The following is a 15,007-nucleotide window of genomic DNA, read 5'->3' on the forward strand; positions in this document are numbered from 1 at the left end:
GCGAGCCTCGTCCCGGGGTTCTCGGCCTGTCAATCACCGCCCCCGGGCGGCGACCTCGTCCTCGTGGGTCAGGCCCGCGGCGGGAAGCGCGGCGGGCAGGCCCTCGTCGTGCCGCCGGTAGCGGGTGACCGCACCGTCGGCGACCCGGAAGGACGACGCGACGACCGCCCGGCCGCGCTCCGCGCCGGTCGCCGGGTCGGTCCAGGTGGCGTCCTGCTTCACGACGACCGCGCCGTCGGCACCGCAGAACCAGCGGAGCGGCCGGGACGTGAAGCCGGCGCGCGCCATCCACGGACCCAGCACCTCACGCCCGCGCACGCTGCCGCGCGGGCCGGCGATCTCCAGGTCCGGCGCCGACAGCGCCGCTGCGGCGCCGGCGTCGGCCCGGTCCACCGCGTCCAGCCACGCCTCGACGACCGCCAGCTGCCCCCTCATACCGGCGACCGTAGCGGCCGGTCACCACCCGATGCAGAGATGTCTTTGCAAAGACACCTCTGCACCCGTAGCCTCGGGCCATGGCCGAGCCGCCTCCCGAGGAGACCGTCGACGTCACCGACCCGCGCACCCTGCGCGCGCTCTCGCACCCCCTGCGGACGGGCCTGCTCGCACTGCTGCGGTCCGAGGGCCCCTCGACGGCGTCCCGGCTCGGCCAGCGCCTCGGCGAGAGCAGCGGGACGACCAGCTACCACCTGCGCCAGCTGGCCGCCCTCGGCTTCGTCGAGGAGGTCGCCGGCCAGGGCACCGCGCGGGAGCGCTGGTGGCGGGCGAGGCACCGCAGCACCCGGTGGCGCACCGAGGACCTGGTGGCCCAGCCCGGCGGCCGGGAGGTCGTCGAGGAGCTGACCCACCAGTCCCTGGGCCGCCAGCGCCGGATGCTGGCCGCGCACGCCGAGCAGCGGGAGGACCTCGAGCCGGTCTGGCGCGACGCCGTCTCGCTCAACGACTGGGCGCTGCACCTCTCCCCCGCGGGCGTCGCCGCGCTGACCGAGGAGCTCAACGGCGTCCTCGCCCGCTGGCGCGCCGAGCGCGAGGAGCCCGGCCAGCCCCTCGTGCACGTGCTCCTGGACCTGTTCCCCCTGACCGAGGACCCGGCGTGACGGCGCCGCTGACGGTCGCGGCCGCCGGGCGCCGCTTCGTCGGCCTCACCGCGCTGCGCTGGCTGCCCATCGGCCTGGCCGCGCCGGTGTCGGTGCTGCTGGCCGCCTCGCGCGGGCTCTCCCCCGCCGACATCGGGGTCGTCGTCGCCGTCTACTCGCTGGTCACGCTGCTGCTCGAGCTGCCCACCGGCGGGCTGGCCGACGCCATCGGCACCCGGCAGGTGCTCGTCCTCTCCGGCCTGGCCACCACCGCCGGGCTGCTGACGTCGGCGGTCGCGCAGAGCACGGCGGTCTTCGCGGTGGCCTGGGCGCTCAAGGGCGTCGGGCGGGCGCTGGACTCCGGCCCGCTCGAGGCCTGGTACGTCGACGCCGTCCGCGCCGCCGACCCCGACGCCGACGTGACCCCGGGGCTGTCCCGTGCGGGCGCGGCCGACGGCGCGGGCCTGTGCCTGGGCGCGGTGCTCGGCGGGCTGCTGCCGCTGCTCGGCGGCGGGCTGCTCGTGCTGCCCGTCCTGGTGGCGGCGGCGCTCGCGCTGGCCGGGATGGCCGCGGTGGCGCTGCTCGTCGTCCCGGTCGGTGCGGCCCGCGGGTCCGGCGTGGCCGCGCTGCGGGCCGGGATCGCACTGGTCCCGGCCGTCGTCCGGGACACCGCCCGACTGGTCACCCGCGACGCTCAGCTGCGGCGGGTGCTGGCGATCTCGCTGCTGGTCGGCTGCACGCTGAGCACCCTGGAGCTGGTGGGGCCGCTGCACGTCGCGGCGCTCACTGGCAGCGGGACGGAGGGCGCGGCGGTGTTCGGCGTCGTCATGGCGGTCTCCTACGCGGCCGCCGGCGTCGGCGCGCTGCTCGCGCCGCTCGCCCGGCGCGGCGCCCGCGGGTCGGCCGGCCGGGCGACGGCGGGCCTGGCGGTGCTCGGCGCGGTCGCCGTCGCGCTCGTGCCGCTCGGCGGTGCGCCGGTCCTGGGCTGCCTGTTCGCCGTCTTCTACGTGTCGAACGCCGCGGCCTGGCCGCTGTGGAAGGACGTCCTGCACGCGCGGGTGGCCGCCGGACAGCGGGCGACCGCGCTGTCGGCGTCCTCGCTGGCCCTGCAGGTCGGCGGGCTCACCGCGAGCCTGCTGGTGCTGCGGCTCGCCGACGCCGTCGGCACCTCCGCCGGCTTCGGGGTGGCCGCGGGCGCCCTGGTCCTCGTCGGGCTGGTGTCGCTCGGCCTCCGCTCGCGCACGGAGACGCCCGCCGCGGTGGCGTGACCGGGCTCGCCGGTTGCCGTCCGGCGACGCGGGTAGCGCCTGGGCATGGCTGATCTCCCCAGCGCCCATCTCCGCGGCCTGAAGGTCGCCGTCACCGGTGCGAGCGGCAACGTCGGCACGGCCCTGCTGCGGCGGCTGACCGCCCCGGGAAGCGGCGTGGCCGAGGTCCGCGGGCTGGCCCGCCGGCAGCCACCGGACGTCGAGCCCTACACCTCGGTCACCTGGTACACCGCCGACCTCGGCGAGACCACCAGCGAGCAGGCGCTGACCAACCTGTTCGAGGACGTCGACGCCGTCGTCCACCTCGCCTGGGCGCTGCAGCCGGGGCGCCGGACGAACGAGCTGCACAAGGCGAACGTCGACGGCACCCGCCGGGTCATGCGCGCCGCGGTGGCCGCCGGGGTGGAGCACGTGGTGCACATGTCGTCGCTGGGCGCCTACGCCGCCGGTGGCGGCGACCGGCCGGTGGCCGAGGACTGGCCGGTGACCGGCATCCCGAGCTCGCAGTACAGCCGGCAGAAGTCCGAGGCCGAGCGGGTCGTGCGCGAGGTCGTGGGCCGCAGGCAGGACGTCACGCTGACCGTCGTCCGGCCGACGCTGGTGCTCCAGCCGGAGGCCGCGAGCGAGATCGGCCGCTACTTCCTCGGGCCACTGCTGTTCGGCGCCGCCCGGCTGGTGCCCGGCCAGGTCGCCTCGCTGCTGCCGCTGCCCCTGCCGTCGCTGCGGGTCGGGTTCGTGCACGCCGACGACGTCGCCGACGCGATCACCCGCATGCTCGACCGGCGCGCGCCGGGCCCGTTCAACCTCTCCGCCGACCCGGCGCTCGACGCCGACGGGATCGCGCGAGCACTGGGCACCACCCGGGTCCCGGTTCCGGCGATGGTGCTGCGCGCCGGGCTGAGCGCGGCGTTCCACGCGCGACTGGTCCCCACCGAGCCCGGCTGGCTGGACCTCGGACTGCAGTCCCCCGTGCTCGAGACCGCCCGCGCCCGCACGCAGCTGGACTGGCAGCCGGCCCACCGCGGCGACGACGTCCTGCGCCAGTTCGTGACCGCGCTCGGCCGTGGCGACGGCGGCCCCGGCCCACTCCTGGCCGCGAACGGCGGCCGCGAGCACGACCCGGCCGGCGACCCGCGGAACGTGCCCAACCCCCGCTGACGCTGCTTCCCTGTCGGCCCGAGCCGCGGCCCGGCCCCACGGGGTCGGGCCGCGGCCTCCGTCTCGTGGGCGCTCGTCCGGCGGACGCAGGTCCCGCTGGCTCCCACCCCTCCCACCCCCACCACCAGCTGCGCCTCTGACCTGCGGTTCTTCCGTCCACAGCCGTTGTGCGACGTTCTGTTCGAACGTATGATCGAGTGCGTGACGGGATCCTCGACGGCGGTGCTCGACCCGCCGGCCACGACGCCTCCGGGCGTGGGCTGGGCGTCCGGTCCGCTGGCTGAGGTGCAGGCCGCCAGCCGGGAGATCTCGCGTCAGACGGCGCTGCGGTACCGGGCGATCGCCGCGTTCGCCGCCACCCGCCCGGCCTCGGCCGACCGGGCGCCGGGCGAGCCCGGGACGATGTCGGCCGAGCGGTGGGCGGCGCGGGCCGACGTGCTGCGGCCGGTGAGTGAGTGGGCCACCCAGGAGCTGGTCATCGCACTCGACGTCACCAGCCAACGCGCCGAGGACGAACTCGAGCGCGCCCTGCTGCTCGACCAGCGACTGCCCCTCGTCCTCGACGCCCTCGAGGCCGGGGTGCTCCACCCCGGGCACCTGTGGTGCCTGCTCGAACACGTCGCGCCCATCGGCGACGACGCGCTGCGCACCCGGATCCAGGCCGAACTGCTGGACTGGATGGGCGCCCGGCACCGGGTCACCACCCCCGCCCAACTCGGCGACCGGGTGCGCCGCGTGGTGGCCCGGCACAACGCCCGCGACGCCGCCCGCCACCTCACCGACGCGATCCGCCGCCGCGGCGTGACGGCCCGGCCCGACCGGTGCGAGGGCATGAGCGTGGTCTCGGCGCTGCTGACCACCCCGGAGGCCGCGGCCCTGGTGGCCGCACTCGGCGCCTACGCCGACGCACTGCCCGCCGACGGGCGCAGCCGCGGGCAGACGATGGCCGACTGCCTGCTCGACCTGGTACTGCGCCCCAGTGAGACCGACCTGCCGCCGGTGCAGGTGGTCCTGTCGGTGATCGCACCGCTGGGGGCGCTGCTCGGCGGGGACCAGCCGTGCGAGATCGACGGACAGGTGGTGCCCGCCGAGACGGTCCGCGCGCTGCTGGCCGCCCTCACCGGGCACCCGCTGGTCACCACCACCGCCCCCGCCTACGACGACGCCACTGAGGACGCCACAACCGACGCCGCCGCGACGGACGAGGATGCGGCCGGCTCCATCCCCGACGGTGCCGTCCTCACCGAGGACGAGCACTTCGCCCGCTGGGCCGAGGACCTCGAGCGCCGCATCCTCGCCGGCGAGTTCGACGACCGGCCCGCACCCTGCTTCCCCGACGAACCACTCCCCGATCCCGGCGCCCGTGACCCCGGCGCCTCACCCGGCCCCGACTCCTCACCACCTCCGCACCCAGCCGGTCCCCCGGATGGCTGGTGGGCGCGCGCCGACCGCGCGATCGAGGACGCCGGGGATGCCGTCCTCGCCGCCCAGCAGGCCCTCGGCCGCGCCCACCGGCTGGTGGCCACCGCCGCCCGGGCCGACGCCGCCGACGAGACCGCCTGGGCGCACAGCGCCGCCGGGCGGGTCACCGCCGCCCCCGACGCCCTCACCGCCCTCGGTGCCGTCACCGACGAGGCCCGCCAGGCGCTCGCCGACCTGCTGGCCACCACCGGCGGCGGCGGGCTGGCCGACCGCCCCCGCCTGGTCCTCACCGACGCGCTGACCGGCGCCCTGCTCGGCCTCACCGACCTGCCCGAGCTCCGCCGCATCGGCACCTGCGGCCGCCCCGCCTGCCGCCGCCGGCCCGAGCACTGCGACCACGACCTCACCGGCCGACCCGGACTGCGTCCGCCGGCCGAGAGCCCCGGCTACCGCCCCGGCGCCGCCCTCGACCGACATGTCCGCGCCCGCGACCGCCGCTGCCGCTTCCCCGGCTGCCGCCGCCGCGTCCCCCGGACCGGCGAACTCGACCACGCCGTCGCGTGGCCGGCCGGGCCCACGTCCGCCGCCAACCTCACCGGCTACTGCACCGGCCACCACCGCGGCAAGCACCAGGCACCCGGCTGGCGGCACACCCTCGCCCCCAACGGCACCCTCACCGTCACCACCCCGAGCGGCCTGACCGCGAGCACCGAGCCACCGCCCTACTGACCGGGAGTGACGGGCGGGCCGGGCGCTACGGGAGGTTGAGCTGCCAGGACACCCCGAAGCGGTCGTTCACCCACCCGAAGCGACGGCTGAACCCGTAGTCCCCGAGCGGCATCAACACCGCACCGCCATCGGAGAGACCCGCGAACAGCCGGTCGAGCTCCTCCTCCGACACGACGTCGACGAACAACGAGAGGGACGGCGTGAAGGTGAAGTCGTGCACCGGCGGGCTGTCGAAGCAGCGGAAGACCTGACCGGCGATGGAGAAGGTGGCCTGCTGCACCGTCCCCTCGGGTCCCTGCCCGTCGGGGCCCCACCGGTCGAGGGTGAGGACGCGCGCGTCGTCGAACAGCGAGGTGTAGAGCTCGATCGCGCGTTCCGCGTCGCCGGTGAACATGAGGAAGGGCGTCACCTGCTGGGGCATGACGGCAGGCTAGGGCAGTCCCCGCTCAGGCATCCGAGGACGACGTCCACGCGCCGACGCTGCGGCCGGTGGCAGCGAAGACCTCGGCCGCCCGCTCGGCACGCAGGGCCACGAACAGGCCCTCGGCCTCGGCGAGCACCACCTCGGGGCTGTCCTCGGCCACCAGCCGGGCACGGGCGGTGGTCCGCCGGCCGACGGTCTCGCCCATCTCGGCGGTGAGCAGCAGCGGGACCCCGAGGTGTACCGGGCGCCGGTAGGTCACCGTGAGCGTGGCGGTCAGCCCGCCGCGGCCGGCGGCACGGAGTGCACGGGCCAGGACGTGGTCGAGCAGCGTGGCCACCACGCCGCCGTGCACCAGCCCGGGCGGCCCCTCGTGCGGCTTGCCCACGGTGACCCGCCCGGTCGCCGTCCCGTCGGGGGTGTCCGAGGCGACGAGCGGCGGCGCCACCGGGCTGCCGGGGCCGTAGACCGGGCTGTACCAGCGCTCGCCGGTCTCGGGGTCGTCCACGCGGGCGATCTCGTGCAGGTCCCGGCCACGCGCCCGCAGCCGCGCGGCCAGCTCCCGCGCGGCGACGGCCGCGGCGGCCAGCTCGGCGTCGTCGACCTCGGTGCGGACGGCGGCGTCGACCAGTTCGCGCAGCGCGTCGCCCAGTTCCCCGACGGCGGCCCGCCGGGCGGCCCGCTCCTCCGGGGAGAGCTCAGCCACGCGGCATGCCGGCCGCGCGCAGCAGCCCGCCGCCGACGATCACCCGCTGCACCTCGCTGGTGCCCTCGTAGAGGCGGTACAGCCGGGCGTCGCGGTAGAAGCGCTCGACCGGCGTGGTCCGCAGGTAGCCCAGCCCGCCGTGCACCTGCACCGCGCGGTCGGTGGCCCGGCCGACCATCTCGCTGCACCACAGCTTCGCCGACGACGGCCCGATCGAGGTGTCCTCGCCGGAGTCGTAGCGGGCGGCCACCTCGCGCACCATCGCCCGGCCCGCGAGCCACTCGGCGTGCATGTCGGCGATCAGCGCCTGCACCAGCTGGAACCGCCCGATCGGTGCGCCACCCTGCTTGGCGGTCGCCGCGTAGGCCACCGACTCGTCGAGCACCCGCTGCGCCATCCCCACGCACAGCGCCGCGATGTGCAGCCGGCCGCGGGAGAGCACGGTGAGCGCCTTGGCGTAGCCGCGGCCCTCCTCGCCGATCAGCGCGTCGGCGGCCACGTGCACGCCGTCGAAGAACACCTCCGACGTCCAGGCGCCCGACTGGCCCATCTTCTTGTCCTTCGGCCCGAGCGTGACCCCGGACGCCTTCGCGTCGACGACGAAGCTGGAGATCCCCCGGCCGCCCTTCTCCGCCGGGTCGGTCCGGGCGAAGACGACGAACAGGTCGGCCAGCGGCGCGTTGGTGATGTAGCGCTTGGCGCCGCTGATCACCCAGCCGTCGCCGTCGCGGCGGGCGCTGGTGCGCAGGCCGGCGGGGTCGGAGCCGGCCTCGGCCTCGGTGAGGGCGAAGGAGCCGATCAGGTCACCGGCGGCCAGCCGCGGCAGGTAGGCCTTCTTCTGCTCCTCGCTGCCGAAGCGCGCGATCACCTGCCCGGCGATGCCGTTGTTGGTGCCGAACAGCGAGCGGAAGGCCGGCGTCGTGTACCCGAACTCGAAGGCGAGCTCGACGTCCTCGCTCATCGAGACGCCCAGGCCGCCGTACTCCTCGGGCAGGGCGTAGCCGAACAGGCCCATGTCCGCGGCAGCGCCGCGCAGCTCCTCGGGGATGCGGTCGTCGAGGTCGATCTCCTCCTCGCGCGGGACGACCACCTCCCGCACGAGCTGGCGAACCGCGTCCCGGATCTGCGTGAAGTCCTCGGCGTCCACGTCCCCATGGTGCCGCCTCCAGCGGCTCCTCGACGACCCGGGGGTGCAACACCTGGCCGTTGGTGTTGCAGATCAGGACCGCGGACTGACGGTCGCCGGTCGAGCACTCCCCGTTGCCGGTCACCGTGAGCCGCACTAGCGTCACCCACGGCACCCGAACCAGCGGCGCCGCGTCCACTCCCGGAGTACCCGTGCACCTCTCCGTCGCCGTCGTGCCCGCTCCCGGCCAGGTCGTCGTCCGCATCACCGGCGACGCCGGCCGCCCGACGCTCCCCCGCCTCGCCGCCGGCCTCACCCGGGCCGCCGAGCACGGCACCGCCAGCGTCGTGGTCGACGTGGCCGGCGCCCGGTTCCGCGACGGCGCCGCCCTGCGGACCCTCGCCGGCTTCAGCGACACGCTCACCGCCGCGGGACGGCAGTGCCGCGTCGTCGGCGCCCCGGCGGTCACCCGGCGCCTGGTGGCCGAGGCCGGCCTCGCCGGCGTCCTCGAGCTCGACGGCCCGCTCACCGGCGCGGACCCGGTGCTGCCGCGGTCGCGGCCGACGGCCGACGTCCCCGCCGCGGCGGAGTGGCGGCCGCCGGCGCGCGAGGAGGCCCGGCGCCCCCGTCCGGCGGCGCACCCCATGCGGGGACCCGCCGGAGTGGCCCTCCGGCGGATCCCCGTCCCCCTCGACCGCTGGCGCTGACGCCGGCGGCGGGACCTCAGGCGAGGGCGTCCAGGCGGGCCATGTCCTCGTCGGACAGGGTCAGGCGCGCCGCGCCCATGTTCTCGGTCAGGTGGTCCACCGACTTCGTGCCCGGGATGGGCAGCACCACCGGGGACTTCCGCAGCAGCCACGCGAGCGCGACCTGCGCGGGGGTGGCGTCCAGCTCACGGGCGACGTCGGCGACCGGGCTGTGCGGCGCGGCGAGGTCACCGGTCGCGATCGGGAACCACGGGATGAACGCGATCCCGTTCTCCGTGGCGTAGTCGAGGACGTCCTGCGACTGCCGGTTGGTCAGGTTGTAGAGGTTTTGGACGCTGACGACGTCGACGATGTCCCGCGCCGCGCGCAGCTCGTCGACCGAGACCTCGGAGACGCCGATGTGGCGGACCTTGCCCTCGTCCTGCAGGTCCTTGAAGGCGCCGAGCTGGTCGGCCAGCGGCACGTCGGTGTCGATGCGGTGCAGCTGGATGAGGTCGATCCGCTCGACCCGCAGGTGGCGCAGCGACAGCTCGACCTGCTGCCGGAGGTAGGCCGGGCGGCCGACGGGCGTCCAGATGCCGGGGCCCTGGCGGGTCAGGCCGGCCTTCGTCGCGATGACCAGGCCCTCGGGGTACGGGTGCAGGGCCTCGGCGATGATCTGCTCGCTGACGAACGGCCCGTAGGAGTCGGCGGTGTCGATGAGGTCGACCCCCTGCTCCACGGCGGCCCGGACGACGCGGACCGCGCCGTCGCGGTCGGCCGGCTCGCCCCAGACGCCGGGGCCGGGCAGCTGCATGGCGCCGTACCCCAGCCGGTGGACGGTGAGGTCGCCGCCGATGGCGAAGGTGTCGGCAGGTGCGGTCGCGGTCATGGACCCTCCCGGGTGCGCGGTGGCCCCCGGCCGGCTGCCCGGGGCCTCGTCGTCGCCAGCACGACGGTCCGCGCCGCTCTTCCCGGAGGGCCGGGATGTGACCGGCGACACGCAGACGAGAGGACGGCGATGGGCGAGATCCTGGTGCTCCGGCACGGCGCGACGGAGTGGAGCAGGAGCGGTCAGCACACCGGCGTGACCGACCTGCCGCTGCTGCCCGAGGGCGAGGAGCGGGCCCGCTCGCTGGCCCCGGCCCTGGCGCAGCGGCACCTCGTCGAGGTGTGGGTGAGCCCGCGGCAGCGGGCCCGGCGCACCGCCGAGCTGGCCGGGCTGACCGCCACCGCCGTCGACGAGGACCTCGTCGAGCTCGACTACGGCGGCTACGAGGGCCGCACCACCGCCGAGATCAGCGACGAGCTCGGCCGCGAGTGGTCGGTCTGGCGGGACCCGGTCGTCCCGGGCGAGACGCCCGGGGAGACCCTCGAGGGGGTCGGGAAGCGGGTCGACCGGGTGCTCGAGCGCGCCCGCGCCCGGCTCGACGACGGCGACGTCGCCCTCGTCGCGCACGGCCACGTGCTGCGGGTCCTCACCGCGCGCTGGCTGGGTCTCGAGCCCGCGGCGGGGGCGCTGTTCGCGCTGCCGGCCGGCGCCTACGGCGCGCTCGGCCACGAGCACGCGCGCCCCGTCCTCACGGGGTGGGGACTGGGCTGACCTCCACCGGCCCAGCGACGGCGGGCGCCGCGGGCCGGCCGAAGAGCCACCCCTGGGCGAGGTCGGCGCCGAGCGCGGCGGCCTCCTCGGCGACCTGCTCGGTCTCCACCCCCTCCGCGACGACGACCGCCCCGAGCCGGTGCGCGTGCTCGGCCACCGTGCGCACCACCGCGCGGGCGCCCTCGTCGGGCAGCGCGGACACCAGCGCGCGGCCGAGCTTGACGACGTCGGGACGGACGACGTCGAGCAGCGAGCGGCTCGACCACCCGGCGGCCACCTCGTCGAGGGCCACCCGCCAGCCGTGCGCGCGGTAGGACTCGAGGACGGCGAGCAGGTGCCCGCGGTCGGCGACGGCGGCCCGCTCCCCCACCTCGAGCACCAGCTGCCGCGGCCGCAGGCCGGCGGCCTCCAGCGCCGCGGCGGTGCTGGCGAGGTCGGCGTCGGGGTGCAGCACCGAGGTCGGCTGCGTGTTGACGAACAGGTCGGCCTCCCCCAGCCAGCCGGCCGCCCCGGCGATGGCGCACTCGCGGCCCACCCGGTCCAGCCGCGGCAGCCACCCGGCGGAGTCGGCGACGAAGAACAGGTCGCCGCCGTCGACGGTGCGCCCGTCGGAGTCGCCCCGCAGCAGCGCCTCGTGCGCGACGACGGCGCGGTCGGCCAGCGCGACGACCGGCTGGTAGGCCGACCACAGCTCCGCCTCGGCCAGCACACCGACCTCCGCGGTGACCGCCCGGCGCGCCAGCTCCTGCGCCAGCGTCGGCGCGGTGAGCAGGCCGGTCACGAGCGCGGTGTACTCCCCGGCCGGGTCGGTGGCCACCCGCACCGCCTCGGCCTCGGCGCCGGTCAGCGCGCGGGAGAGCCGGTCGAAGAACAGCTCGACGCCCACGCCCTCGCGCTCGTCGGACAGGTCGAGCAGGCCCGGCGCCGAGAACACCGACAGCCCGACCGAGCGGGCCACGGCGGCCACGGCGGGCAGCACGTTCTCCTCCGCGGTCGCCAGCAGCACGCGGGTCGCGGCCTCGGGCAGGGGCCACTGCTCGCGCCGCCGCGCCGCACCGATCGGACTCGCCACGCGCAGCAGGATGACCGACCCGCCGAGCGGGGGCGGGCAGGCGCGCGGACCGGCTCCGGCCGGGATCGGTAGCGCGTCGCGGACCTGCCTCAACGGGCGCCGGAAGCCCTAGTGTCGGTCCATGACCGCACTCGTCACCGAGCCGCCGACGCGCTCAGGCCGCGGCGGCCGCCCGCGGGACCCGAGCCGCGACGACGTCATACGCGCAGCGATCCTGCAGCTGCTCGGCGAGGTCGGCTACGGCGCGCTGACGATGGACGCCGTCGCCGCGGAGGCCGGCGTCGGCAAGGCGACGATCTACCGCCGCTGGCGCACCAAGCAGGACCTCGTCGTCGACACCGTCTCCGACCTCAACCGGGCCTGGACGGTCACCGCCGACACCGGGTCGCTGGAGGGTGACCTCCGCTCGCTGGTGCACCGGATGGTGGAGATGATGGCCAGCCCGGTCGGGGCGGCCACCCGCTCGCTGCTGGCCGCGATGCAGCACGAGCCGGCGCTGATCGAGGCGTTCCGGGACGGGCCGCTGGCGGTGTGGCGGCGGGCCTACGACGAGCTGTGGGCCCGGGCGCAGGCCCGCGGCGAGGTCGGCCCGGGGCTGCCCCAGTCGATCCCGGCCGAGGCCACCACCGCGCTGCTGGTGCAGCGCTGGCTGGTCACCCGCGAGCCGGTGGACGCCGCCTACGCCGACGCGGTGCTCGAGACCATCGTGCTCCCGCTGGTCCGCCGGGCCGGCTGAGCCCCACCGGCAGGCCGGTCACCAGCACGCCCCTCACCAGCCCAGCGTGCCCGGCTCGCCCTTGAACGGTCCGACGACGTCGCCGGTGATCCAGCCGCCGTAGAAGTCCCCGGCCTGCGCGCGCACCTGCTCACCGTCGACCAGCGCCCGCTCCACCTTGCTCGGGTAGAACGCCACCGCGCCGCGCAGGTGCTCGTAGCCCGGCGTCGGCTGCTCGTAGGACCAGCCCACCGACGGGTACCGCCGGCCGCCGACGACGGCGTCCCAGTAGGTCGCCTGGCCCTTCCACTCGCACCACGACGAGCCCCGGCCGCGCTCCAGCACCCCGGGGACGACGTCCTCGCGGGGCACGTAGTAGACCGGCGGGTGGCTGGTCTCGCAGACCCGCACCGCCCGGGTGGTGTCGGCGACGACCTCTCCACCGAGCTCCACGACGACGCGGCGGGGCGTGACCTCGGCCGAGGGCGGGCGCGGGTAGTCCCACACCGACTCCTGGCCGGGACCGACGGGATCCCGCCCGGGTGCGCGCACGGGGTCGCTCAGTCCCCGCGGTGGCGGACCTTCTGGACGACGACGAGCGTCACCAGGAGGCCGAGGGCGCCGATGGTCGCCTTGCCGGCGGTCGAGGTCAGGAACCGCTGGACGGCGTCCCTGCCCTGGGCCTTGAGCCGCGTCGGGCTGCCCCGGTAGGCGAGGTGGTCCAGGGTCGCCGCCAGCGACTCACGGGCGGCGTCGATCTCCAGCTGGATCTCTCGAGGGTCGCGAGGCACGGGCGACAGCCTGCCAGACAGCGCGCCGACCGGCCCGTTCCGCGGATCCCGGGCACCCGGCCGGGCGACCGGTCCTACACTCGGCGGCCACGCGGGAGTGGTGTAACGGCAGCCACGCCAGACTTAGGATCTGGTGCCCTCGGGCGTGCGGGTTCGACTCCCGCCTCCCGCACTCGACGGGTCCTCAGCGCAGGGAGACGGTCAGCTCGACCTGCGGCGAGGGCAGCTCCGGGTCGTCGGCGTCGACGACGGCGAGCAGGTCCACCCGGTCGCCGTCGATCCCGCGCAGGGCCAGGCCCTCGACCTTGACCACGCGGCCCTCCACCTCCGGGACCGGCGCGACGTCGAGCACCCGCCCACCGTCGGCCAGGACGAGGGCGGTGGCCACCACGGGGCCGTCGTCGACGGCGTTGGGCGTGTCCTCCGCCGCGGCCGACAGCAGCTCCCGCCCGTCGGGCAGCGCGACGGCGTCGGTGACCGCCAGCCCGACGCCGGCCACCTCCCCGAGGTCGAGCACGTGCACCGCGCCCAGCCGCACCGACCCGGGATCGGCCCGCCCCAGCAGCACCGCGACGAGGTCCGCGAGCGAGACCTCCACACCGGCGCTCGGCACCCCGGCCGCGAGGTTGCCGCGCTGGTACCAGCGGAGGACGTCGCCGGCGCGGCTGGCCCCCTCGAGGTTGAGCTGCCCGGCCGGCACACCCAGGCGGCCGGCGACCGCGGCGTGCAGCGGCCCGAGCTCGGCCGCCCGCACCGAGGGCCGGTCGCCGTCGAGGGTGACCAGCACCCCCCGCGTGCGCCGGGCGGTCGAGCCCGAGCCGAGCAGCAGGACCGCCTCCCGCCCGTCGGCCTCCACGGGGCAGGCGGTCTCGAGGTCGGGCTTGAGCGACTTGGTGCCGGCCGCCTCGGAGAAGCGGTCGTGCCCCTCGACCGGCGGGAACAGCCGCACCGGCACCACACCGGCCGGGCGCTGCCAGGCCGCGGAGGTGGCGTCGTCCTGGGCCACCAGCCAGCCGTCGCCGAGCGGCGCCAGCCCGGAGGCGGCGGTGACGGGCGTCCCGTCGTCGAAGCGCAGGCCGCGCACAGCGGTGAGGTCGACGCGCACGGACCTCCCGTGCCCAGCGGAGGACCGGGTCACGCCGGTCAGATCACACGACTGTCTTTCCGCAGGTCAGCACGCTGGGACCGGGGGAACGCGGCTGCACGGCCGCCGGGGCCGACGTAGTCTCGGGAACGGTCGGCCGGCCGCACGACGGGGTGCCCGGGGCCGGCCCTCTTCCCCGCACGCCGTCCCCGGACACGACCCGTCGGAGCTCATGACCTCCCCCCGCACCGAGACCAGCACGTCCCCCGGCAGCACTCCCGAGCCGGTCCCCGACAAGCCCCGCACCTCGCTGACCGTCACCCAGGTGGCCGCCGGCGCCCTCGCCGCGGTGTCCGCGGCGGTGCTCGCCTCCTTCTTCGGCGTCGCCGGCACCGTGATCGGCGCGGCCCTCGTCAGCGTCGTCAGCACGGTCGGCTCCGCGCTGTACAGCGCGTCGCTCAACCGGACCAGCGAGAAGCTGCGGAAGACCCGCGAGCAGCTGGCCACCCGGCCGGCCCCTGCGCCCACCCGTGAGCTCCCCGCCTCGGGCGGTGCGCCGACCCGCGAGCTGCCCGCCTCCCTCGACCCGCGCCGGGCCCCGGCGCCGAGGCGGCGGATCCGCTGGCCGCGGGTGGCCGTGTACGCGGTCGCGGTGTTCGGCCTCGCCATGGGCATCGTCACCGGCATCGAGCTGGTCGGCCGGCAGCCGGTCTCGGCGCTGGTCGGCGGGACCGACACCTCGTCGTCGTCCACGACGATCGGCGAGCTGTCCAACGCCTCGTCCTCGCGCGACGTGACGCCGTCGGACCCGACCGACCCTGCCGACACCCCCACCGAGGCACCCGCCTCGGACACGCCGGAGGACGGCGCGGAGGAGTCGGCTCCCCTCAGCGACGGGCCGGAGGAGTCCGCGCCGGCCACCGAGAGCGGCAGCGAGGACGACGACTCCGAGGAGTCCGCGCCGGCCGAGCCGTCGACGCAGGCGCCGCAGACCGGGTCGGGCAGTGACACGGACACCGGCTCGGACAGCGACTCGGGCGGGAACCCGGGCAGCGACGCGGGGAACGGCGCGGGCAGCAGCCCCCAGGCCGACTCCGGCAGCGGGGCCTCGCCGACCGCCTGAGCCCCGGTCGCGGCCCTACGGTGGCGC

At 76.6% G+C, this 15,007-nt stretch carries 17 protein-coding genes and 1 tRNA gene; 9 read left to right on the forward strand and 9 right to left on the reverse strand.

All coding sequences use genetic code 11. The features are described from left to right. Positions 1 to 33 precede the first annotated feature (33 nt). The gene (locus FN207_RS05215) at positions 34 to 435 is read right to left on the reverse strand and encodes a nuclear transport factor 2 family protein (RefSeq protein ID WP_142457301.1); all 402 of its coding nucleotides are present in this window, start codon (positions 433 to 435) and stop codon (positions 34 to 36) included. 80 nt (positions 436 to 515) lie between these two features. On the opposite strand from FN207_RS05215, the gene FN207_RS05220 reads away from it, so the two are divergent. The 4 genes from FN207_RS05220 to FN207_RS05235 all read left to right on the forward strand — a co-directional run bounded on the left by FN207_RS05220 (position 516) and on the right by FN207_RS05235 (position 5,653). Next, positions 516 to 1,097 (forward strand): winged helix-turn-helix domain-containing protein, encoded by a 582-nt coding sequence (locus FN207_RS05220; protein WP_142457302.1) that lies wholly within the window; start codon positions 516 to 518, stop codon positions 1,095 to 1,097. Then, positions 1,094 to 2,344, forward strand: a complete 1,251-nt coding sequence (locus FN207_RS05225; RefSeq protein ID WP_185938199.1) for an MFS transporter — start codon at positions 1,094 to 1,096, stop codon at positions 2,342 to 2,344. The genes FN207_RS05220 and FN207_RS05225 overlap by 4 nt, the downstream gene beginning before the upstream one ends. 45 nt (positions 2,345 to 2,389) lie before the next feature. After that, positions 2,390 to 3,502 carry an NAD-dependent epimerase/dehydratase family protein gene (locus tag FN207_RS05230; protein ID WP_142457304.1) on the forward strand — a complete coding sequence of 371 codons (1,113 nt, stop codon included), beginning with the start codon at positions 2,390 to 2,392 and terminating at the stop codon, positions 3,500 to 3,502. Positions 3,503 to 3,703: 201 nt separating this feature from the next. After that, positions 3,704 to 5,653 carry an HNH endonuclease signature motif containing protein gene (locus FN207_RS05235; RefSeq protein ID WP_246065796.1) on the forward strand — a complete coding sequence of 650 codons (1,950 nt, stop codon included), beginning with the start codon at positions 3,704 to 3,706 and terminating at the stop codon, positions 5,651 to 5,653. Between the two features lie 25 nt (positions 5,654 to 5,678). Here FN207_RS05235 and FN207_RS05240 read toward each other — a convergent pair whose 3' ends face one another. The 3 genes from FN207_RS05240 to FN207_RS05250 are packed head-to-tail and all read right to left on the reverse strand — an operon-like array spanning position 5,679 to position 7,927. Beyond that, positions 5,679 to 6,074, reverse strand: coding sequence for a VOC family protein (locus FN207_RS05240; protein ID WP_142457305.1), 396 nt, complete (start codon positions 6,072 to 6,074; stop codon positions 5,679 to 5,681). Positions 6,075 to 6,099: 25 nt separating this feature from the next. Continuing rightward, positions 6,100 to 6,780, reverse strand: coding sequence for a PaaI family thioesterase (locus FN207_RS05245; protein WP_142457306.1), 681 nt, complete (start codon positions 6,778 to 6,780; stop codon positions 6,100 to 6,102). Beyond that, entirely contained in the window at positions 6,773 to 7,927 is a 1,155-nt protein-coding gene (locus FN207_RS05250; RefSeq protein ID WP_142457307.1) for an acyl-CoA dehydrogenase family protein, read from the reverse strand. The genes FN207_RS05245 and FN207_RS05250 overlap by 8 nt, the downstream gene beginning before the upstream one ends. 191 nt (positions 7,928 to 8,118) lie before the next feature. Between FN207_RS05250 and FN207_RS05255 the strand changes: the two genes are divergently transcribed. Continuing rightward, a complete protein-coding gene (locus FN207_RS05255) occupies positions 8,119 to 8,613 on the forward strand; it encodes an STAS domain-containing protein (RefSeq protein ID WP_185938200.1) in 495 nt (164 codons plus the stop codon). A gap of 16 nt (positions 8,614 to 8,629) precedes the next feature. Here the strand turns inward: FN207_RS05255 and FN207_RS05260 are convergent, their stop codons facing one another. Further along, positions 8,630 to 9,484 (reverse strand): aldo/keto reductase, encoded by an 855-nt coding sequence (locus FN207_RS05260; RefSeq protein ID WP_110906114.1) that lies wholly within the window; start codon positions 9,482 to 9,484, stop codon positions 8,630 to 8,632. 129 nt (positions 9,485 to 9,613) lie between these two features. On the opposite strand from FN207_RS05260, the gene FN207_RS05265 reads away from it, so the two are divergent. Then, positions 9,614 to 10,195, forward strand: coding sequence for a histidine phosphatase family protein (locus FN207_RS05265; RefSeq protein ID WP_142457309.1), 582 nt, complete (start codon positions 9,614 to 9,616; stop codon positions 10,193 to 10,195). Here the strand turns inward: FN207_RS05265 and FN207_RS05270 are convergent. Then, the gene (locus FN207_RS05270; RefSeq protein WP_142457310.1) at positions 10,173 to 11,267 is read right to left on the reverse strand and encodes an EAL domain-containing protein; all 1,095 of its coding nucleotides are present in this window, start codon (positions 11,265 to 11,267) and stop codon (positions 10,173 to 10,175) included. The two genes, FN207_RS05265 and FN207_RS05270, sit on opposite strands and share 23 nt — an antisense overlap. Before the next feature lie 121 nt (positions 11,268 to 11,388). On the opposite strand from FN207_RS05270, the gene FN207_RS05275 reads away from it, so the two are divergent. Further along, positions 11,389 to 12,003: a TetR/AcrR family transcriptional regulator gene (locus FN207_RS05275; protein ID WP_142457311.1), complete on the forward strand. Its 615-nt coding sequence runs from the start codon at positions 11,389 to 11,391 to the stop codon at positions 12,001 to 12,003. 33 nt (positions 12,004 to 12,036) lie between these two features. On the opposite strand, the gene FN207_RS05280 is transcribed toward FN207_RS05275, so the two are convergent. Beyond that, positions 12,037 to 12,534 carry a DUF427 domain-containing protein gene (locus tag FN207_RS05280; RefSeq protein WP_142457312.1) on the reverse strand — a complete coding sequence of 166 codons (498 nt, stop codon included), beginning with the start codon at positions 12,532 to 12,534 and terminating at the stop codon, positions 12,037 to 12,039. 8 nt (positions 12,535 to 12,542) lie between these two features. After that, a complete protein-coding gene (locus tag FN207_RS05285; RefSeq protein WP_110906118.1) occupies positions 12,543 to 12,773 on the reverse strand; it encodes a DUF3618 domain-containing protein in 231 nt (76 codons plus the stop codon). A 91-nt stretch (positions 12,774 to 12,864) separates the two neighbouring features. Between FN207_RS05285 and FN207_RS05290 the strand changes: the two genes are divergently transcribed. Further along, positions 12,865 to 12,945, forward strand: a tRNA-Leu gene (locus FN207_RS05290). 12 nt (positions 12,946 to 12,957) lie between these two features. Here the strand turns inward: FN207_RS05290 and FN207_RS05295 are convergent. After that, positions 12,958 to 13,878 (reverse strand): DUF6910 family protein, encoded by a 921-nt coding sequence (locus tag FN207_RS05295; RefSeq protein WP_142457313.1) that lies wholly within the window; start codon positions 13,876 to 13,878, stop codon positions 12,958 to 12,960. Between the two features lie 211 nt (positions 13,879 to 14,089). On the opposite strand from FN207_RS05295, the gene FN207_RS05300 reads away from it, so the two are divergent. Beyond that, positions 14,090 to 14,980, forward strand: coding sequence for a hypothetical protein (locus FN207_RS05300; RefSeq protein WP_142457314.1), 891 nt, complete (start codon positions 14,090 to 14,092; stop codon positions 14,978 to 14,980). Positions 14,981 to 15,007 lie beyond the last annotated feature (27 nt).

This window comes from Geodermatophilus aquaeductus, from assembly GCF_900182545.1.
Lineage (GTDB): Bacteria > Actinomycetota > Actinomycetes > Mycobacteriales > Geodermatophilaceae > Geodermatophilus > Geodermatophilus aquaeductus.